The 20,987-nt window shown below is 45.9% G+C and carries 17 protein-coding genes and 1 tRNA gene; 2 read left to right on the forward strand and 16 right to left on the reverse strand.

Going from position 1 to position 20,987, the window contains the following annotated elements:
* The first annotated feature begins 102 nt into the window (after positions 1-102).
* Positions 103-993, forward strand: coding sequence for an alpha/beta hydrolase (locus tag MY523_RS13115; protein ID WP_250655147.1), 891 nt, complete (start codon positions 103-105; stop codon positions 991-993).
* Between the two features lie 124 nt (positions 994-1,117).
* Here the strand turns inward: MY523_RS13115 and pnp are convergent, their stop codons facing one another.
* The 14 genes from pnp to rlmE form a co-directional block, all read right to left on the reverse strand.
* Entirely contained in the window at positions 1,118-3,217 is a 2,100-nt protein-coding gene (gene pnp, locus MY523_RS13120) for a polyribonucleotide nucleotidyltransferase (protein ID WP_250655148.1), read from the reverse strand.
* 278 nt (positions 3,218-3,495) lie between these two features.
* On the reverse strand, positions 3,496-3,765 hold the full coding sequence (rpsO, locus tag MY523_RS13125) for a 30S ribosomal protein S15 (RefSeq protein ID WP_250655149.1): 270 nt from the start codon (positions 3,763-3,765) through the stop codon (positions 3,496-3,498).
* Between the two features lie 100 nt (positions 3,766-3,865).
* Positions 3,866-4,804: a tRNA pseudouridine(55) synthase TruB gene (truB, locus tag MY523_RS13130; RefSeq protein WP_250655150.1), complete on the reverse strand. Its 939-nt coding sequence runs from the start codon at positions 4,802-4,804 to the stop codon at positions 3,866-3,868.
* Between the two features lie 5 nt (positions 4,805-4,809).
* Positions 4,810-5,232, reverse strand: a complete 423-nt coding sequence (rbfA, locus tag MY523_RS13135; RefSeq protein ID WP_250655151.1) for a 30S ribosome-binding factor RbfA — start codon at positions 5,230-5,232, stop codon at positions 4,810-4,812.
* 79 nt (positions 5,233-5,311) lie between these two features.
* Positions 5,312-7,828 (reverse strand): translation initiation factor IF-2, encoded by a 2,517-nt coding sequence (gene infB / locus MY523_RS13140; protein WP_250655152.1) that lies wholly within the window; start codon positions 7,826-7,828, stop codon positions 5,312-5,314.
* Between the two features lie 27 nt (positions 7,829-7,855).
* Positions 7,856-9,349, reverse strand: a complete 1,494-nt coding sequence (gene nusA / locus MY523_RS13145; RefSeq protein ID WP_250655153.1) for a transcription termination factor NusA — start codon at positions 9,347-9,349, stop codon at positions 7,856-7,858.
* A 20-nt stretch (positions 9,350-9,369) separates the two neighbouring features.
* A complete protein-coding gene (rimP, locus tag MY523_RS13150; protein ID WP_256470530.1) occupies positions 9,370-9,828 on the reverse strand; it encodes a ribosome maturation factor RimP in 459 nt (152 codons plus the stop codon).
* A gap of 325 nt (positions 9,829-10,153) precedes the next feature.
* A tRNA-Leu gene (locus MY523_RS13155) sits at positions 10,154-10,239 on the reverse strand.
* Between the two features lie 30 nt (positions 10,240-10,269).
* Positions 10,270-10,656, reverse strand: a complete 387-nt coding sequence (gene secG, locus MY523_RS13160) for a preprotein translocase subunit SecG (RefSeq protein WP_250655154.1) — start codon at positions 10,654-10,656, stop codon at positions 10,270-10,272.
* Between the two features lie 4 nt (positions 10,657-10,660).
* Entirely contained in the window at positions 10,661-11,413 is a 753-nt protein-coding gene (gene tpiA / locus MY523_RS13165) for a triose-phosphate isomerase (RefSeq protein WP_250655155.1), read from the reverse strand.
* Positions 11,414-11,553: 140 nt separating this feature from the next.
* Positions 11,554-12,897 carry a phosphoglucosamine mutase gene (gene glmM / locus MY523_RS13170; protein ID WP_250655156.1) on the reverse strand — a complete coding sequence of 448 codons (1,344 nt, stop codon included), beginning with the start codon at positions 12,895-12,897 and terminating at the stop codon, positions 11,554-11,556.
* A 3-nt stretch (positions 12,898-12,900) separates the two neighbouring features.
* Entirely contained in the window at positions 12,901-13,722 is an 822-nt protein-coding gene (gene folP / locus MY523_RS13175) for a dihydropteroate synthase (RefSeq protein ID WP_250655157.1), read from the reverse strand.
* Between the two features lie 83 nt (positions 13,723-13,805).
* The gene (gene ftsH / locus MY523_RS13180; protein ID WP_250655158.1) at positions 13,806-15,734 is read right to left on the reverse strand and encodes an ATP-dependent zinc metalloprotease FtsH; all 1,929 of its coding nucleotides are present in this window, start codon (positions 15,732-15,734) and stop codon (positions 13,806-13,808) included.
* Positions 15,735-15,843: 109 nt separating this feature from the next.
* Positions 15,844-16,464: a 23S rRNA (uridine(2552)-2'-O)-methyltransferase RlmE gene (gene rlmE / locus MY523_RS13185; RefSeq protein ID WP_250655159.1), complete on the reverse strand. Its 621-nt coding sequence runs from the start codon at positions 16,462-16,464 to the stop codon at positions 15,844-15,846.
* A 172-nt stretch (positions 16,465-16,636) separates the two neighbouring features.
* Here rlmE and yhbY point away from each other — a divergent pair, with 172 nt between their 5' ends.
* Positions 16,637-16,939: a ribosome assembly RNA-binding protein YhbY gene (gene yhbY, locus MY523_RS13190; protein ID WP_250655160.1), complete on the forward strand. Its 303-nt coding sequence runs from the start codon at positions 16,637-16,639 to the stop codon at positions 16,937-16,939.
* A 115-nt stretch (positions 16,940-17,054) separates the two neighbouring features.
* On the opposite strand, the gene greA is transcribed toward yhbY, so the two are convergent.
* Both greA and carB read right to left on the reverse strand, forming a co-directional pair.
* Positions 17,055-17,531 carry a transcription elongation factor GreA gene (gene greA / locus MY523_RS13195; RefSeq protein ID WP_250655161.1) on the reverse strand — a complete coding sequence of 159 codons (477 nt, stop codon included), beginning with the start codon at positions 17,529-17,531 and terminating at the stop codon, positions 17,055-17,057.
* 156 nt (positions 17,532-17,687) lie between these two features.
* A complete protein-coding gene (carB, locus tag MY523_RS13200; protein WP_250655162.1) occupies positions 17,688-20,894 on the reverse strand; it encodes a carbamoyl-phosphate synthase large subunit in 3,207 nt (1,068 codons plus the stop codon).
* Between the last annotated feature and the right edge of the window lie 93 nt (positions 20,895-20,987).

The raw sequence follows: 20,987 nt of genomic DNA on the forward strand, positions 1-20,987 counted from the left end.
TTAGAACTAAGAATATGCTTTTTTAGAATTTGGATACAATAATGTTATGCTTAGTAAAGCAATTACTACACTATTCCGAACAACAAGTATTGACACTTAACTATGCACATGCAAAGCCCTGATAGAAACAACACCCATCACCTGCTGCGTAAGATCTCCTTCCTCATTATCTTATTGACGATATGCTTAGGTCTAAGCGCTTGCAGCGGGCTCTTTTTTTTCCCCGATAAAACTCACTATTTTACCCCCAAGCAAGCCAACATAGAATATGACGATATCTACTTAAGAACCTCAGACGGTGAGATCATTCATGGCTGGCACCTAAGGCCAGACGGACAAAGCCGAGGGATAATTTACTTTTTGCACGGGAACGCAGAAAACATCAGCACGCACACTGGCAGCGTTGTATGGCTTGTGCAAGAAGGATATGAGGTTTTTGCCTTAGACTATCGTGGCTATGGAAAATCTACCGGATCACCAGATATAGAAGGTGCTCTGGAAGATATTAAGCAGGGCTACCAGTGGGTAACATCGCAAGCCGGGGCGAATGACAAAGATCTGTTTATATTAGGACAAAGTCTTGGCGCCGCACTCACACTTAGCTTTGCGAGCCGAACAATAGGCCTTGAAGAGCATGTTAGTGGCATCATAGTTGATGCAGGCTTTCCCAGCTTTAGGGGCATAGCACAAGAAAAGTTGAGCGAGGCCTGGCTAACCTGGCCATTTCAATATCCGCTGTCATGGTTGATACCATCAAGCTACGACTCCGAGAGCAGTATAGAAAAAATAGCACCGATCCCTTTACTGGTGATTCACAGCACCAACGATATAGTTATCCCGTTCCACCACGGCCAGACGATTTTCCAACAAGCATCCGAACCTAAAGAGTTCCTTGTAACAGACACACCGCACACAGCGACATTCGCATCAGCCGGATATATCGATTACACGCTAAAGTTCATAGAATATAATTCGACTCGCAGTTTGAACTGATTAACCAGAACCCATTAAGCACAGAGTAACTATTTGGGTTAGGGGTTTGCATTAATACTGTATTGACTAAATGCTTAAAAAAAAAGGGAGCCATTTAGGCTCCCTTTTTATAAGTCGATACAGATTATGCTTCTGCACCTTCTTCAAGACCTTTCATTGTCAACTTGATACGGCCACGTGCATCGACATCAAGCACCTTGACCTTAACCATCTGACCTTCAGAAAGAACATCTTTTACATTCTCAATTCGCTCTTGGGAGATTTGAGAAATATGAACAAGCCCGTCTTTACCTGGCAAGATATTAACAAACGCACCAAAATCTACGATGCGCTCAACCTTACCTTCGTATACTGAGCCCACTTCTGCTTCAGCTGTAATTTCATTGATGCGGTGTATCGCAGCTTCCGCCCCTTCCAATGTCTCAGCATACACTCGAACAGAACCGTCATCCTCAATATCGATCGAAGCATTGGTCTCTTCGCAGATTGAGCGAATTGTTGCGCCACCTTTACCGATAATGTCACGAATCTTATCAGGGTGAACCTTAAGGTTGTGCATTGACGGTGCTTTATCAGAAACCTTCTCACGCGAAGTTTCAATAACCTTATTCATTTCACCCAAGATTTCGATACGCGCGTTCTGAGCCTGCTCTAGCGCGATTTCCATGATCTCTTCAGTGATACCTTCAATCTTGATATCCATCTGAAGCGCAGTCACGCCTTCTGCTGTACCTGCCACTTTAAAGTCCATATCACCCAAGTGATCTTCATCACCAAGGATATCGGTCAATACGGCAAACTCTGTACCTTCCTTAACCAGCCCCATTGCAATACCTGCAACCGGTGCTTTAATCGGCACACCCGCATCCATCAACGCAAGACTACTACCACACACACTGGCCATAGAGCTTGAACCATTAGATTCAGTGATTTCAGAAACAACTCGAACGGCATAAGGGAACTCTTCCTGAGAAGGAAGAACTGCCTGAATACCACGGCTAGCCAACTTACCATGGCCGATTTCACGACGCCCTGGAGCGCCCATTCGACCACATTCGCCAACAGAGTATGAAGGGAAGTTGTAGTGCAGCATAAAGGCTTCTTTCTGTTCGCCCTGCAGTGTTTCTACCAGCTGGGAATCTCTTGCTGTACCTAATGTAGTGGTTACAATTGCCTGGGTTTCACCACGTGTAAAGAGCGCTGAGCCATGAGTGTTTTGAAGTACACCGACTTCAACATTGACTGCACGAACCGTTTTAGTGTCTCTTCCATCAATACGAGGTTCACCCTTAATGATGCGTGAACGAACAATATTCTTTTCAAGCTTGCTGAAGAAACCTTTTACATCCTCTTCACTTGCTTGACCATCTTCGCTACCTGCCAACTTCTCAACGGCTTGAGTACGGATTTCTTCTAACCGGCTGTAACGAGCCATTTTGTCGCTGATGGTATAAGCTTCATTAATCTGCTCTGCAAAGCCTGATTTAACGGCCTCAAGTAACCCTTCGTTGGTTTCTTCTGGCTGCCAATCCCACTTTTCCTTTCCTGCTTCAGCCGCAAATTCTGCAACCGCATCAACAACAACTTGCATTTCCTGATGAGCAAACAGCACAGCACCTAACATTTCATCTTCTGTTAGCTCTTTTGCTTCAGATTCCACCATTAGAACGGCGTCTTTTGTGCCCGCAACAACCATATCAAGGAGAGATGTCTCCAGTTGCTCATAAGATGGGTTAAGCAAATAGCCATCTTCGTCGGTAAATGCAACACGTGCAGCCCCAATCGGACCGTTAAATGGAATGCCTGAAATGCTCAGCGCAGCAGAAACACCAATCATCGCAGCAATATCGGCGTCCTGAGTTTTGTTTGCTGACATAACCTGACAAACAACCTGAACCTCGTTCATAAACCCCTTAGGGAATAGAGGGCGGATAGGTCGATCTATCAATCGAGACGTTAGCGTCTCTTTTTCACTTGGGCGATTTTCGCGCTTAATAAATCCACCCGGAATCTTACCTACAGAATACTTCTTTTCCTGGTAGTGAACAGATAGTGGGAAGAAGTCTTGTCCCGGTTTAGTTGTTTTTGCAGCAGTCACTGCCACCAGTACAGATGTGTCATCAACCGACACAAGAACAGCGCCTGTTGCTTGGCGCGCAATGCGACCTGTTTCCAAGGTCACTGAAGAATTACCGTATTTAAAAGTTTTTGTTACCGTAGTCACGACGGCTCCTGTCAATTATTTAATATATATCCCAGTTCCAACTTGCTACTGCGGCCGACATCTGGCCGAAGCAACACCAAATAAATTCTTTCTAAAGGATTCTTTACTGAAAAATCATCGCAATGGTTCAAGCGTAACCATAACACCATAGCACAAAAAAAAAATACCGGATTACCCCTATAAAAGAATAATCCGGTACTTATGCAGCGAGCCCGCTCCAGCATTGTGTATTAACAACACCTTGCAAGCGCGGCTCATTGCTCATCTATGCCTGAGTCTTATCGACGTAGACCAAGTCGACCAATCAGATCAACATAACGGCTTGCGTCTTTCTTCTTCAGGTAGTCAAGCAGCTTACGACGCTGGTTAACCATGCGAATAAGTCCGCGACGAGAATGGTGATCCTGCTTGTTTTCCTTGAAGTGACCTTGCAATTTGTTGATGTTAACCGTCAACAATGCAACTTGAACTTCTGGGGAACCAGTATCGCCTTCTGAACGCTGGTACTCACTTACAACTTTTGATTTTTCATCGGCACTTAACGCCATGTTTAGTCTCCTCAATATGCATAAATTAAAGTTTTCAGTAACCGCGCATATTTACAGCTACTGACATTCGACTCCGCTAACCAACCATCAGAACAATAGTTTAGTCATTAGAATCAAAATTCACCAACCGGCGTGGCGCTATCTCACCATCAGCCATGATTTCGGCCATGCCGATAAATCGCTCACCTGGAGAGTCATCGCTAGAATAAACTCGAACTAACCCAGGCTCTAAAGAGTGCGCTATTCTAACCCCTTGCCCATGTAATATCGAGTCAGATTGCTCACTATTCAGGCAAATTTTACCAAATCCTTCCAGCATTATATCAATTGGCAGTAGAAAACCGTCTAACTCAGACGTTTTTTCGTTTTCTCGCAACACCTCAAGTTGTTCAATAGTGGCTGTCTGGTCAAGTGAAAAAGGCCCTGCTTCTATCCGTCTGAGCATAGATACATGAGCGCCACAGCCCAGAGCTTCACCAATATCTTCAACTAGCGTACGAATATATGTCCCTTTACTGCAATAAACTTCCAGATCAAACTCACCATCTCTAATATCGAGCAGCTCTATTTTGAAAATAGTTACATTCCGAACTTTTCGCTCTACCTCAACGCCAGCCCGGGCATACTCATATAAAGGCTTACCTTTATGCTTAAGAGCGGAAAACATAGGAGGGACTTGTTCAACATCACCGACAAATTGGCTAATAATTTCCAGCAATGGGCCTCGCACAATTTCATTTACTGCACGCGTTTCCAGTACATTCCCATCGCTATCGCCACTATCAGTGATGACTCCGAGCTTTGCGGTTGTACGATAAGCCTTATTTGCATCAAGGAGGTAGCGAGAAAACTTAGTGGCTTCCCCAAAGCAAATCGGCAAGACGCCGGTTGCCAACGGATCCAAATTACCCGTGTGTCCAGCCTTATTGGCATCAAACAACCAACGAACTTTTTGTAGCGCTTTGTTTGATGTAATTCCAGTGGGTTTATCTAAAAGAAGAACGCCGCTAATTTTGCGGCCTTTTTTTCTGCGCCCCAAGAGAGTTAACCTTTCGAGTCGTCAGTAGAGGAACTCGTTTTACTTCCGGCAAGCTGCTGGTCTTTGGAACGAGCCTTATCGATCAAGTTAGACATTCTACGCCCTTCACCTACAGTTTTATCAAAGTAAAAACGTAAATGAGGCACCATTCTGATTTTAAGTGCGCGGCCTAATTCATTTCTCAAAAAGCCAGCAGCCTTGTTGAGGACATCTAATGTGACTTTGATTTCCTCTGAGTGCTCATCCAACTCTTCTGCGGTTAAAACCGTGATATAGACATCTGCATACCCCATATCACGACTGACCCGAACATCGTTGATCGTCACCATCCCAATGCGAGGATCTTTTAAACCCGTTTGTACTAGCTGGGCAAGGTCTCGCTGTATCTGGTCTGCGATTCTCTGTGTACGGCTAAATTCTTTAGGCATAGTTTCTCAATTAAACGGTTGTGACCGACTAAAAGCATGTAAACAAAGTGCCCCAAGACTTTGGGGCACCAAGGGCAAGTTAGAGCTTTCTTTCAACTCTTACTGAGTCAAAGACCTCAATCTTATCGCCTACTTTTACATCGTAATTCTTAACACCGATACCACATTCGGTACCAGAACGAACTTCGTTAACATCATCCTTAAATCTGCGCAGTGACTCTAGCTCACCTTCAAAGATAACGACGTTGTCACGCAGAACCCGGATTTGCTTGTTCCGGTAAATCGTTCCTTCTGTGACCATACATCCTGCAACCTGACCAAATCTTGGAGATCTGAACGTATCACGAACCTCTGCCAAGCCAACGATATCTTCTCTAAATTCTGGCGCCAGCATTCCGGTAAGCGCTTTCTTGATATGATCAATAATATCGTAGATGACGCTGTAGTAACGAAGGTCAAGCCCTTCTGCATCAATAACTTTCTTGGCCGCAGCATCTGCCCGAACATTAAAGCCAATGATTACAGCATTGGTTGCCAGAGCCAAGTTAGCATCAGTTTCAGCAATACCACCTACACCGCTGGAAACAATTTTCACTTGCACTTCTTCGTTACCGATTTCTGCAAGCGCGGCTGTCAATGCCTCAAGAGATCCGCGAACATCGGTCTTAAGAACGATATTAAGATTCTTAACTTCGTCCTGTCCCATTCCCTGGAATAGGTTTTCAAGTTTCGCAGACTGCTGTCGCTGGAACCTGACATCCCGGTATTTACCCTGTCGGAAATTAGCCACTTCACGTGCACGCTTTTCATCAGGCACAACAATAAAATCATCGCCCGCATCTGGCGTTCCATTTAGACCTAAGATCTCAACCGGGATAGAAGGACCTGCTTCCGAAACTTTTTGTCCGTTCTCATCAAGCATGGCCCGAACTTTACCAAAGAACATACCGGCAATGACAACATCACCTTGGCGCAACGTTCCATTCTGAATTAGAACGGTTGATACCGCCCCGCGTCCCTTATCCAGGCTTGCTTCAACCACAACACCTTTCGCGGGTGCAGACGGTACCGCTTTTAGCTCCAGCAGTTCTGACTGGAGAAGAACAGCATCCAACAGCTCATCAATGCCCTGCCCTGTATGAGCAGAAACCTCAACAAACTGAACATCACCACCCCAGTCTTCTGGAATAACATCTTTAGCAGCAAGCTCGTTCTTAACTCGATCAGGGTCTGCGGCTTCTTTATCTATTTTGTTCACAGCAACGATAATAGGAACACCTGCTGAACGCGCATGCTGAACAGCTTCCTCGGTCTGAGGCATCACACCATCATCCGCGGCAACAACCAGGATAACGATATCGGTACTGTTTGCTCCACGAGCCCGCATCGCTGTAAAGGCCGCGTGTCCAGGCGTATCAAGGAAGGAGATCATGCCATGCCCAGTCTCTACATGGTATGCACCGATGTGCTGGGTAATACCACCAGACTCGCCCGCCGCCACTTTAGCCCGACGAATATAGTCAAGAAGAGAGGTCTTACCATGGTCAACATGCCCCATCACACTCACGACTGGCGCGCGTGTTACTTCTTCGCCTTCGTAGTCAATAGAGTCAATAATATTGGTTTCAACTGCATCATCCTGAATCAGCGTCGGCGTGTGTCCCATTTCTTCAACAACAAGCGTCGCCGTCTCTTGATCTATTGTTTGGTTAATGGTTGCCATAACACCTAGACCAAACAGCACTTTAACAACCTGGGTGCCCTTAACATTCATTCGAGAAGCCAGTTCTGAAACCGTTATACTTTCAGGAACCTGAACTTCGTGCACCTGAGCCTCAGTAGGCTTCTCAAACTGATGCTCTCTATCCGCTTTTGGCTTCTTCTTGCTGCGTATCTTACGGTGACGAGACTCTTCTTCACCTGTCAGCGAAACAAATCCACCTTTTCTGCCGCCTTTTCCAGCAGACTTGGCTTTCTCACGACGATGTCTGCTTTCGCTATCATCATGATCACTACGCCCCTTTTTCTTATGCCCTTTCTTCGCATCATCTTTTGCAGGCACATGAGCTTTCTTAGGTGCGGCTTCTGGCGTTCTGTGCTTTCTCTCACCCGCTGGGGCAGATTCTTTTTCCTTATTGGCAGCTTCGGCTAACTTAGCTTGCTCTTCAGCAAGTTTCTTGGCTTCAGCTTCTTTGCGCTCTTTTTCAGCCTGGATGCTTGCTTCTTCAGCTTTTTTACGAGCCATCTCTTCTTCAAGCTGCTTTTGCTTCTCAGCTTCAAGATCAACACTCACTTCGCTACGCTTAACATAAGTTCGTTTTTTACGAACCTCTACGTTAACCGTTTTTGTTTTACCCTGCATACCCGCAACTTTAAGCGTGCTAGTCGTTTTTCTCTTTAGGGTAATTTTCTTTGCTTCAGCGTCCGATTCGCCATGACTTCTTTTTAGAAATGACAATAAGGCCTGTTTCTCATCAGCAGACATAACATCTGTTTCTGATGTGTGCTTAAGACCGGCGGCCTGAATTTGTTTCAACAAACGGTCGACTGGGGCGCCAACATCTTCAGCGAGTTTCTTTACGGTAACTTCTGACATTATTCATTCTCCTACTTCTCGCCACTACTACTGGTTTTCAAACCAGGGTGCTCGAGCCGTCATAATTAATTGGCCGGCACGTTCTTCGTCGATGCCTTCAATATCGATAAGATCATCAACTGACTGCTCAGCAAGATCTTCCATGGAAACGATACCTTTACTGGCGAGAACAAATGCTAGGTGTCGCTCCATTCCATCCATTTCCAGAAGGTCTTTTGCTGGCTCTGTCCCCTCAAGTGCTTCTTCTGAAGCGATTGCCTGGTTCAATAGCTGATCTTTTGCCCGTCGTCTTAGTTCTTCAACCAAGTCCTCGTCAAACCCGTCAATAGCAACCATCTCTTCCAGTGGCACATAGGCAATTTCTTCTAAAGAGGTAAACCCTTCTTCAACAAGCTCTGTTGCCAGCTCTTCATCCACATCAAGTGCGTCAATAAAGTTTTCTACAAAGCGGCCGACTTCTTCTTCCTTCTGCCTTCCAGCTTCATCTTCGGTCATGACATTCAAGACCCACCCAGTTAATTCACTGGCGAGCCTTACATTTTGTCCACCTCGACCAATTGCCATTGCCAAGTTTTCTTCTGCGACAGCAACACTCATTGAGTGTGTATCTTCATCAACGACAATAGATGCGACTTCTGCCGGTGCCATTGCATTAACAACAAGCTGGGCAGGGTTGTCATCCCATAGCACAATATCAATTCGCTCGTTACCAAACTCACCCGAAACAGCTTGAACCCTGGCGCCTCGCATACCTACACAGGCACCAACAGGGTCGATCCTTCCATCGTTAGTTTTAACCGCTATTTTAGACCTTAAGCCAGGATCTCTCGCCGCGGCTCTAATCTCGATAACTTCCTCTGCGATTTCCGGTACTTCTATTTTGAATAGTTCAATCAGCATCTTGGAACTGGTTCGGCTCAAGATTAACTGTGGACCACGGCCTTCTGTGCTAATTTCGGACAGAAGCGCCCTGACACGATCCCCCATTCTAAATATTTCTTTTGGGATAAGGTTATCTCTTGGCAAAAGGGCTTCTGCGTTATTGCCTAAATCAACAATGACATTGTCTCTGGTAACCTTCTTTACCGTTCCCGAGACAAGCTCACCAACACGATCTCTATAGCTATCAACAATACGTGCTCGCTCTGCTTCCCTAACCTTCTGAACAATAATTTGTTTAGCGGCTTGGGCACCAATGCGCCCAAACGCAGCAGGCTCTACCTGCTCTTCGTGAATATCTCCCGGTTTAAGCGCCGGGTTGATTTCCTGAGCCTCTTCCAAAGTCAAGTCATCACCTAGTCCAGGTACCGTATCGTTATCTACCACAGTCCAACGACGGAACGCATCATATTCGCCTGTTTTGCGATCGATAGTGACATAAATATCTACAGTTTCTTCTTCGTCATATCGTTTCTTAGTTGCCATAGCCAGCGCCAACTCAATAGCTTCAAATATGACATCTTTATCAACATTTTTTTCGTTGGAAACCGCTTCTACAACTAGCAATATTTCTTTATTCATTGCGTTGCCCTCAAACCCATTTAATCAAACTGTGGTACAACGTTAGCTTTATCAATACTGTCAACCGGGAAAAGATACTCTGTATCCTCAACCACCATGACAACATCACTGCCTTCAATACCTTTCAGCACACCTTCAAACTTTCTTCGACCATCAAAAGGCATTCGGAGCCTTAAACTCACCTTGTGCCCTGCATAACGCTCAAACTGATCAAGCGTATATAATGGCCGATCCATTCCGGGAGAAGAGACTTCTAGTGCATACTCACCTGCAATAGGGTCTTCAACATCCATCACACCACTAACCTGTCGGCTTACCGCTTCGCAATCCTCTAGCATGATGCCGTTTTCACTATCGATAAACACCCTAAGCACCGAATGCTTACCCTGAGAAATAAATTCTATTCCCCAAAATTCATAGCCTAAACCTTCAACTACAGGGCGAATCATTTCATCAAGTATTCGTTGTTTTCCGGACAAATTCCTACTCCGAGTCAACCAATTTTCAGCACAAATAAAAAATGGGCCTAAATGCCCATTTTAAACTAGCAAAAAGCCCCTTCATGAGGGGCTTTTTGCAAGATTTCTGCAATCAATACGCAGATATCTGTAACCATTACGTAGATTAGCGTACTTTTATAACACAAACCCACAAAATACGAGATACATACAATATCCGTAATACAATCGGGGCATTATATTCCCACAGACCTACACGGTCAAGGATACGCAACACTAACTTCACCACTAGAAGCGGATACCCAGAAAGCAAAAGAGCGACTTGATCACTCAAGTCGCTCCTAATTGGTGCCGAAGGCCGGACTTGAACCGGCACGCCCAAAGAGCACTACCCCCTCAAGGTAGCGTGTCTACCAATTTCACCACTTCGGCTAAACTTATCACCTTACTTATTTAACTCGATCACTCCAGCTCGGGAGCATCAGTTCCTTGCTCTTGAGTTTCAAGCTGAGGCGCCTCCAAATCAATGGCACCCTCTACTTCTGACCCAGAAGACTCACTCTCTTTTACCACCGGAACAGCAATACCCTGATCAACAGCCACTCTTGACTGCTGCTTTGCAAACACAGCCAATGAGAAGCTGGTTACAAAAAACACCACCGCAAGCAACGATGTTGTTTTGGTTAAAAAATTGCCGCTCCCCTGACTACCAAATACTGTTTGTGATGCACCGCCACCGAAAGAAGCACCTGCATCAGCGCCCTTTCCTTGCTGAAGAAGAACCAAACCGATCAGGCCAACAGAGACCAGCACATGAACCACAAGAACTATCGTCTCTAACCATTCCATACAATTAACCTATCGCCTTGCAAATTTCTTCAAATTCTTCAAGTTTCAACGAGGCCCCACCAACCAAGCCTCCGTCAATATCTGCCATAGCAAAAAGACTCTTTGCATTACCGGCATTAACGCTACCACCATATATAATTGGCATAACGCTGGCAGTCGCCTCATCCAGGGCAGCGACCTCACCCCTGATAAATTCGTGCACTTCCTGAGCCTGCTCAGGCGTTGCAGTTTTTCCTGTTCCTATCGCCCAAACAGGCTCATAGGCAACAATAACCTTTTCTAGCTCATCGCCAGTTAATTTTTCTAGCGCGCTATGCAATTGACCACCAATCACTTCTAGCGTTTTTCCGGACTCTCGTTCTTCCAGAGTCTCGCCAACGCAAACAATTGGCTGAACATTTTTTTCAACACATTTCGCTACTTTGGCGGCAACAACTTCATCAGTATCACCAAACAACGCCCTGCGTTCCGAGTGACCGACGATACTATAAGCACATCCGAACTCACTCAGCATATCAACCGACACTTCGCCGGTATATGCACCATTGTCATAACTGGAAACATCTTGTGCAGCTAAATTCACACTGGATGAAACATTTTCAGCAACATCAGTCATCAACACAAAAGGAGGCGCAACCAATATTTCCGCGGACGAGTTCAGTCTCTCAACAATTTTTGAGACACCAACAGCCAAATCTTTAGCGATTTGGCGATTCCCGTTCATTTTCCAGTTTCCAGCTACAACCTTACGGCGCATTTTCTGTACCACCATTTAAGAAGGCGCAAATACTAACCGAGTTATTTACAACTTACAAGTATCCTCTAGCCCGTTTTTTAAGTGAAATACAGGATTTTTCGCAAGCTGATCGACTAACACTCTTCAGCACCCCTCTCCGACTAGATTTTCGCGCTCTCTACTTCTTTTGCAAGCGCCGAAACCACGTCCTGAACGAGCGCTTCATCCCGCCCCTCAGCCATCACTCTAATAACCGGTTCAGTGCCTGATGGACGAAGTAAAACCCGCCCTTCACCTGCAAAACGCTGCTCCGCTGACTCAATAGCCTTAGCAATATCGGGATGCGAAACAGGGTCAAATTTCTGCGCCACTTTAACATTGATCATTGTTTGTGGAAGCTTATTCATACCCCCTTTCAATTCATGCAGCGGTTTCTCTTCCTCCCACATGGCGATCAATACCTGTAATGCGGAAATAATCGCATCCCCAGTAGTTGAGTTATCAAGACACAGAATATGCCCTGACCCCTCCCCGCCAAGCAACCAATTATTCGCGACAAGCTTCTCCATTACATACCTGTCACCAACGTTCGCCCGAATAAATGGAACCCCCATCTCCTGATAGGCAAGCTCGGCACCGAAGTTCGTCATCAGAGTACCAACAACACCTCCGCCCAATCGTTCACGGCCATGACGATTTTGAGCAATAACATATATCAACTCATCACCATCAACCACTTCACCTTTATGATCAACCATCACAACGCGATCACCATCACCGTCAAAAGCAATGCCAAGATCAGCATTTTGTTCGATAACCGCTTTAACCAATTGCTCAGGGCTCGTAGAGCCAACATCCTTGTTGATATTGAGACCGTTAGGCTCGACACCCAACGTAGTCACATTTGCACCAAGCTCAGCAAAAACAGATGGCGCAACATGGTAGGTCGCACCGTGAGCGCAATCCAACACAATATTTAGCCCTTCAAGAGACATATTGTAAGGTACGGTACTCTTACAGAACTCTACGTAGCGGCCTGCCGCATCCTCAATACGGGAGGCCTTACCCAAATGCGCCGACTCCACCACCTCAATATCGCCATCTAACAAGGATTCAATCTTATGCTCCAAAGCATCATCTAACTTGAACCCCTCTTGTGAAAAAAACTTGATCCCATTATCGTAATGAGGGTTATGAGAAGCACTTATTACAATGCCCGCTGACGCTCTGAAAGTTCGGGTCAAATACGCGATGGCGGGAGTCGGCATAGGGCCCAGCAAACCAACATCAACACCCGCTGCTGAAAGCCCCGCCTCAAGTGCAGACTCAAACATATAACCAGACAGCCGAGTATCCTTGCCTATAAGCACTCGCCCTCGCTGCCCTTGCTTTTTAAATGTCTGACCAACAGCCCAGCCAAGCTTCAATACAAATTCAGGCGTTATAACGCCTTCACCAACCTTTCCACGAATACCGTCTGTGCCAAAATACTTCCTTCCACTCATATCTCACTCCTCAAGCAAAGCCTGCACAACAGACATAGCATCAACTGTTTCTTCAACATCGTGCACCCTAAGTATAGAGGCACCCTTGTACGCAGCTATTGTCGCAGCCGCAACACTACCAATCATCCGCTCATCAACCGGCTTATTAAGAATTGAGCCAATCATCGACTTTCTCGAAACGCCAACCAAAACCGGATACCCATGCCCTGAAAACCTATCAACAGCATTAAGAAGCTGAAGGTTATGAGAGAGCGTCTTACCGAACCCAAACCCTGGATCAATGATTATTTTGCTTCGATCAAACCCTCCATTAACAAGCTGATTCGAGCATGTCAGCAAATAATCCTCGACAACATCAACAACAGAGTCGTAATGCGGGTTATCCTGCATGGTTTCAGGCACACCCTGCATATGCATAAGACACACAGGCACACCTAGATTTATTGCAGTATTCATTGCGCCTTCACGCTGCAAAGCCCTGACATCATTAATGAGGCCAGCTCCTGCAGCAACAGCCTCCACCATCACTTCCGGCGTGCTGGTATCAACAGAGACAACAATGTCCAGGTTGCGCTTAATGAGCTCGACCACGGGGCAAACCCTATCCAACTCTTCCGTTAGTGAAACTGGTGTTGCTCCCGGCCTGGTAGACTCCCCGCCTACATCAATGAAGGATGCACCAGCGCGAACCATCGCTTCTGCCTGCTCAATGGCCGTGTCGAGCGAATTAAATCGGCCGCCATCAGAGAATGAGTCAGGTGTGACATTTAGAACCCCCATAACCCTCGGCCTGGTTAGGTCTATACCACAATTTGGGAAATTCATTTAAACACCAACAACAAAAGATTAGACGCCTTAGAAATGCCAAAGGCGCGAGTTCATCGCGCCTTTCTTAACAATATCAAAAATTAATGCTCGCCAGCAGCATCACCGATATCATCTTTTGAGGAAGTCTGCCCCTCTGAATCAGCACCACCTTTTGATGCAGGCCCCTTAGGAGCACCGTCACCCCACCCCTTTGGCGGACGAGGCTGATTGCCATCCATAATGTCATCTATCTGGCCTGAATCAATAGTTTCATACTTCATCAGAGCATCCGCCATAATATGAAGCTTCTCCATATTATCGACTAACACTTTTTCTGCAGTAGCATAGCAGTCATCAATAATCTGCCGGATCTCTTCATCAATACGTTGAGCCGTCTCTGGCGCAAACACTTTTGCAGGTGCACCAGCAGAACGCCCCAGAAAAACTTCCTCACTATCTTCATCGTACATTAGCGGGCCAAGTTTTGCTGATAGGCCCCACTTTGTGACCATGCTTCGAGCCAGCTCTGTCGCCCTCTTAATATCATTTGATGCGCCAGTCGTCACGCCTTCCACTCCCAGCGTCAGCTCTTCTGCAATACGGCCACCAAATAAGCTACAAATCTGGCTAATTAAGAATCGACGACTATGACTATATCGATCCTCCTCTGGCAAAAACATGGTCACACCTAAAGCCCTGCCCCGGGGAATGATGCTCACTTTATAGACAGGGTCATGCTCTGGCATAAGTCGACCAACAATGGCATGCCCTGCCTCATGGTAGGCGGTATTACGCTTTTCATCCTCAGACATCACCATGGACTTACGCTCAGCCCCCATCATGATCTTGTCTTTTGCAAGCTCAAATTCAGACATTGATACAGTGCGACGATTTGCCCGCGCAGCAAACAAGGCAGCCTCGTTTACCAGATTTGCGAGGTCTGCACCTGAAAAGCCCGGTGTTCCCCTTGCTATAAAACCAGGTTCAACATCATCCCCTAACGGCACTTTTCGCATATGAACTTTCAGGATCTGCTCACGACCAATAATATCCGGTAAACCAACAACAACCTGGCGATCAAAACGGCCCGGTCTTAACAGTGCCGGATCGAGAACATCCGGACGGTTAGTCGCAGCAATAACAATGACACCTTCATTGCCTTCAAATCCGTCCATTTCAACCAAGAGTTGGTTCAGCGTCTGCTCACGCTCATCATGACCACCACCTAAACCGGCACCACGATGCCGACCAACCGCGTCAATCTCATCAATAAAAATAATGCACGGTGATTGTTTCTTGGCTTGATCAAACATATCTCTCACACGAGAAGCACCCACACCGACAAACATCTCAACAAAGTCTGAGCCCGAAATTGAAAAGAACGGTACTTTCGCCTCGCCTGCAATCGCCTTGGCCAACAATGTCTTACCCGTACCCGGCTGACCTACCATCAAAACACCGCGAGGGATTTTCCCACCCAACCGCTGGAACTTACTTGGGTCACGAAGAAACTCTACCAGCTCCTTAACATCTTCTTTTGCTTCATCAACACCTGCAACATCTGCAAATGTTGTTTTTATCTGATCTTCACTCATCAATCGAGCTTTACTCTTACCAAAGGACATCGGCCCTTTGCCACCGCCACCGCCTTGCATCTGGCGCATAAAGAACATAAACACCGCAATAATGACCAGTATCGGGAAGGATGCAACTAATAGCTGCGTCCAAATACTTTGAGTTTCAGGTTCTTTACCTTCAATCGCGACCTTATGCTTTAGAAGATCATCAATTAGATTTAAATCAGGTGCACTTGGGCGTACAGTCTCAAACCGAGTACCATCAGGGCGATAACCTTCTATACGTAAACCATCAATAACCACTTTACGCACCTGGCCACTTTCATACAGCTCTACAAACTGCGAATACTCCATCGGCTCAGTCGACCGATTCATACTAAAATTGTTAAAAACCGTTAGTAGTACTGCAGCTATGATCAGCCAGAGAATTAAATTCTTTGCCATATCGTTCAAGAGAGACCCCTCTCAACCTTTTTTAAAAATTCATTACATTTAGAGCTTCCAAACATACTACATGTTGGTCAGCCAAGCCAGTTCACAAACATTAAAATAAATAAATTTATTACCCTTTAAACCCTGCACCTATTTGATAAACTTCTCTCGACCTTGCCCGAGAAGCATCAGGCTTTCTGCTATAGACTTTTTTGTACTTCTCTCGCATCTGCTTGATCAATCCATCAAAACCCTCGCCCTGAAACACTTTCGCCACGAAAGTTCCGCCTGGTTTTAGCACTTGATCAGCCATATCCAGTGCCAACTCAACCAAATACATCGCCCGAGGAATATCAACAGATGCTGAACCACTCATATTGGGGGCCATATCTGAAATTACAAGGTCTGCCTTCTGATCACCTAATAAATTAAGGATACGGTCAAAGGGTTCTTGTTCTGTAAAATCGCCTTGAACAAAATCAACCCCCGCTATAGAGTCCATAGGCAATATATCACTTGCCACTACTCGACCTTTATCACCAACATACCTAATCGCAACTTGAGACCAACCTCCCGGAGCCGCGCCCAAATCAACAACCGTCATTCCAGGCTTAAAAAGCCGGTCTTTTTTGTGCAGCTCAATCAGCTTATAGCTCGCACGGGTACGATACCCCTCTTTTTGCGATAGCTTTACATACGGGTCATCAAAGTGCTCTTTTAACCACTGAGAACTAGACTTGGAACGAGCCATATTTTAAAACCCCATACAAACAATCAGACACTGATTTGATTTAACCATTTGCCCACAACTGATAGAATAGCGCCAATCCCGAAAGATAATGATATTTTTGAACAGCGTATTTTTGTGAAGCCATATTAAACGCATTCAAGATATCAACCGCAGAAATTTAAGAGAGACAAAGATGACCCTAACCGCCGCGCAAAAAAAGCAATACCGTGCCATTGCACACTCACTTAGCCCTGTCATCATTGTCGGCGAAAAAGGCCTTGGCGAGGGCTTGCTACAAGAGCTCAATCGAGCACTGGATGACCACGAGTTAATTAAAGTTAAGATTGCGTTCAATGATCGTGATGATAGAGCTGCCGTTATTGAAGAGCTTTGTGAGCAAACTCAATCAACACTGGTTCAAACCATTGGAAAGATTGCAATAATTCTACGAAAAGCGGAACAGCCAAACCCTAAGCTATCAAACCTACTTAGATAATCCTGCTTTAGATTAATCCAACAACCTCATATTACTAAGAGGACGTGCTGCATATTGGGTGCACATCCTCTTTGACTGAGCTATCAGCCTACCTTCGCCAGAGAAACAACCAGGGCTATACGTGTAAAACCTCATCAATCTCATATTCAACCAAACCGCTAGGTATCTGCACAGGAACAATTTCACCCTCTTCCTTACCAATCAAGGCACGCGCAATAGGCGAAGAAACTGAGATTTTTCCAGCTTTTATATCTGCCTCATCATCCCCAACAATTTGATAGCAAAGCTCTTCATCCGTATCAACATTAATCAGGTTAACAGTCGTACCGAAAATAACCTTCCCACTCTTGTCGATTTTTGTAACATCAATGACCTGAGCATGAGAGAGCTTTGATTCAATCTCTAAAATTCTCCCTTCAATAAAGCTCTGTTGCTCTCTTGCAGCATGGTACTCTGCATTTTCTTTAAGATCACCGTGAGCCCGAGCCTCCGCTATCGCCTCGATAACTTTTGGACGCTCCTCTGTTTTTAGTTTTTGCACTTCTTCACGAAGGGCTTTTTCGCCCTTAACAGTCATTGGGATTCTATTCATTTTAATTCAACCTTGAAAATGCGCCCCTTTAACACACAACACAATACAGAGGGCGGCTTTATAAATTAGTAAGACATAAAATACAAAAGCCTCACTTGAGGATATCAAGTGAGGCTCCGAGAGCTTGCTTAAAACAACTCCCAGGCTTGCGATACGCTAGTGCAGATCTTGAAGACGCCTAACCAGCTTCTCAGGACCGAACTTAATTGCTCTACAGAACGCTTCGCCGCCCGCCAACGTAGTGGTATAAGTCACCTTGTGCTGCAATGCAGACTGACGAATCTGAGAAGAGTCAGCAATTGCTCTACGCCCCTCTGTGGTATTGATGATCAAGTCAATCTCGTCATTTTTGATTGCATCAACAATATGAGGGCGACCCTCATTAACTTTATTGATCGGCGTAACATCAAGACCAGCATCCTTTAACGCTTTGGCCGTTCCGCTCGTAGCAACCAGCTTGAAGCCAGCTTCAACAAGATCATTCCCCAACGCAACAGCTGCCGCCTTATCCGCATCACGAACACTAATGAAGACAGATCCCCCTGTTGGCAAGATTTCTCCAGCCGCCAGCGCACCTTTCGCGAAAGCCTCATCGAAGCTGTCACCAATCCCCATTACTTCACCAGTCGACTTCATCTCTGGCCCAAGAATAGGGTCAACCCCTTGAAACTTATTGAAAGGAAAAACAGATTCTTTCACGCTAAAGTGAGAAGGAATAATCTCTTTTGTGAACCCCTGCTCCTCAAGAGAAACACCCGCCATGCAACGCGCTGCCACTTTAGCCAGCGACACACCAATTGCTTTTGACACAAACGGAACCGTTCTCGATGCTCGCGGATTTACTTCAATAACGTAAATCTCGCCATCCTGGTAAGCCAACTGAACATTCATCAAACCGACAACGCCCAACTCCAACGCCATACGCTTAACAATTTCGCGCATCTCATCCTGAACGTCATTTGCCAGCGTATAAGGAGGCAGTGAACACGCAGAGTCACCCGAGTGGACACCCGCCTGCTCAATATGCTGCATAATAGAGCCGATCACAACCTGTTTACCGTCACTCACCGCATCAATATCGACCTCAATAGCGGCATTGAGAAAGTGATCCAGTAATACCGGACTATCATTCGAGACACTTACCGCCTCACGCATATATTTAGTCAGCTCAGCTTCACTATAGACAATCTCCATAGCGCGACCACCCAACACATAAGAAGGCCTAACAACCAAAGGATAACCAATTTCCTTGGCTGCAATAACACCCTCTTCGAGACTTCTTACTGTCGCATTTGGCGGCTGAAGAATATTCAGTCGCTGAATCATTCGCTGAAAACGCTCTCGGTCTTCTGCTCTATCTATCGCGTCTGGAGACGTACCAATGATTGGAACACCAGCCTCTTCCAGGCCACGAGCCAATTTTAGAGGTGTCTGACCACCATAGTGAACAATAACCCCTTTTGGCTTTTCCAGATCAATGATTTCTAACACATCTTCCAGCGTAATGGGCTCAAAATAGAGCCTGTCAGAGGTATCATAGTCAGTTGAAACTGTCTCGGGGTTACAGTTAATCATGATAGCTTCATAGCCATCTTCTTTCATCGCGAGGGCCGCATGAACACAACAGTAGTCAAATTCAATGCCCTGACCAATTCTGTTTGGCCCACCGCCGATTACAACGATTTTTTCCCGATCCGTTGCGTCAGCTTCACACTCTTCTTCATACGTTGAGTACATGTAAGCCGTCGACGATGCAAACTCAGCTGCACAGGTATCAACTCGCTTGTAGACGGGGCGAACATTTAAGTCATGACGGAGTTTTCTGAACTCTTTTTCCGACACATCCATCAATGTTGCCAAACGGGAATCCGAGAAGCCCTTGCGCTTAAGCTTATACACTAGCTCCTGCGTCATCTCAGCTTTACCCAGCTGAGCAACCTTGGCTTCATCCTGAATTAAGTCCTGAATCTGAACCAGGTACCATGGGTCAATACCGGAGTACTCATAGATTTCTTCTACCGTCATCCCAGCCCTAAATGCATCGCCAACATACCAGACGCGCTCCGCACTTGGCGTCTTCATCTCACGGATAAGGCTTTCACGAACATCTTCAGCAGATAGATCTTGTTTGGGGTCAAAGCCTGAAGCACCAACCTCAAGCCCTCTCAATGCCTTTTGAATGGATTCCTGGAATGTTCGCCCAATAGCCATCACCTCACCCACCGACTTCATCTGAGTGGTTAGGCGCTGGTCAGATTGAGGGAACTTTTCAAAAGTAAAACGAGGAATTTTGGTAACAACATAATCGATAGAAGGTTCGAATGACGCCGGAGTCGCCCCTCCTGTAATATCATTCTGTAGTTCATCCAGGGTATAACCCACTGCCAACTTAGCTGCGATCTTGGCGATTGGGAAGCCTGTCGCTTTTGAAGCCAACGCCGACGAACGCGATACACGCGGGTTCATCTCGATAATGACCATGCGCCCATCTTTAGGATTAATACCAAACTGAACGTTAGACCCTCCCGTTTCGATACCGATTTCTCTAAGCACCGCCAACGATGCGTTACGCATGATCTGGTATTCTTTATCGGTCAGCGTTTGAGCAGGTGCAACGGTAATGGAATCGCCAGTGTGAACCCCCATGGCATCAAAATTCTCGATCGCACAAACGATGATACAGTTGTCATTACGATCACGAACCACCTCCATTTCATACTCTTTCCAACCAATCAGTGATTCATCGATAAGAAGTTCGCTGGTCGGTGAAAGATCCAACCCTCTGGCACAAATCTCTTCGAACTCATCCCGGTTGTAGGCGATCCCGCCTCCGGTTCCTCCCATGGTAAAGGAAGGTCTAATAATGCAAGGGAAGCCAAGGTTATCAAGAACCTGAAACGACTCCTCCATGCTGTGAGCAATAGCTGATCGCGGCGTACTCAGACCAATAGCCTTCATCGCTTTATCAAACCGCTCTCGATCTTCAGCCTTATCAATAGCATCTGCATCTGCGCCAATCATTTCAACATTGTATTTCTCAAGCACACCATGGCGCTCTAAATCCAAGGCACAGTTAAGCGCAGTCTGCCCACCCATCGTCGGCAGGACAGCATCGGGACGCTCTTTCTCTATAATTTTCTCAACAGTCTTCCACGTAATGGGCTCTATATATGTAGAGTCTGCCATCGCCGGGTCAGTCATTATCGTCGCAGGGTTCGAGTTAACCAGAATAACCCGATAACCCTCTTCTCTAAGAGCTTTACAAGCCTGCGCTCCAGAATAGTCAAATTCACAGGCCTGACCAATAACAATAGGGCCAGCACCCAAAATCAAAATACTCTTAAGGTCGGTACGCTTTGGCATAGAATTCAATCCATCTATATCTGTTTTAATCCAGGAGTAAGCGGTTATAGCTTCCCCTAGTCAATAAACGTTGCTATCAAAACCCATGAACAA

It is taken from the genome of Alkalimarinus coralli, assembly GCF_023650515.1.
Classification (GTDB): domain Bacteria; phylum Pseudomonadota; class Gammaproteobacteria; order Pseudomonadales; family Oleiphilaceae; genus Alkalimarinus; species Alkalimarinus coralli.

Bases quoted from the DNA above. Each gene is read 5' to 3' on its own strand.
- MY523_RS13115 (WP_250655147.1), top strand. From the start codon at position 103: ATGCACATGCAAAGCCCTGATAGAAACAACACCCATCACCTGCTGCGT.
- rpsO (WP_250655149.1), bottom strand. From the start codon at position 3,765: ATGGCGTTAAGTGCCGATGAAAAATCAAAAGTTGTAAGTGAGTACCAG.
- rbfA (WP_250655151.1), bottom strand. From the start codon at position 5,232: ATGCCTAAAGAATTTAGCCGTACACAGAGAATCGCAGACCAGATACAG.
- infB (WP_250655152.1), bottom strand. From the start codon at position 7,828: ATGTCAGAAGTTACCGTAAAGAAACTCGCTGAAGATGTTGGCGCCCCA.
- nusA (WP_250655153.1), bottom strand. From the start codon at position 9,349: ATGAATAAAGAAATATTGCTAGTTGTAGAAGCGGTTTCCAACGAAAAA.
- secG (WP_250655154.1), bottom strand. From the start codon at position 10,656: ATGGAATGGTTAGAGACGATAGTTCTTGTGGTTCATGTGCTGGTCTCT.
- tpiA (WP_250655155.1), bottom strand. From the start codon at position 11,413: ATGCGCCGTAAGGTTGTAGCTGGAAACTGGAAAATGAACGGGAATCGC.
- glmM (WP_250655156.1), bottom strand. From the start codon at position 12,897: ATGAGTGGAAGGAAGTATTTTGGCACAGACGGTATTCGTGGAAAGGTT.
- folP (WP_250655157.1), bottom strand. From the start codon at position 13,722: ATGAATTTCCCAAATTGTGGTATAGACCTAACCAGGCCGAGGGTTATG.
- rlmE (WP_250655159.1), bottom strand. From the start codon at position 16,464: ATGGCTCGTTCCAAGTCTAGTTCTCAGTGGTTAAAAGAGCACTTTGAT.
- yhbY (WP_250655160.1), top strand. From the start codon at position 16,637: ATGACCCTAACCGCCGCGCAAAAAAAGCAATACCGTGCCATTGCACAC.
- greA (WP_250655161.1), bottom strand. From the start codon at position 17,531: ATGAATAGAATCCCAATGACTGTTAAGGGCGAAAAAGCCCTTCGTGAA.
- carB (WP_250655162.1), bottom strand. From the start codon at position 20,894: ATGCCAAAGCGTACCGACCTTAAGAGTATTTTGATTTTGGGTGCTGGC.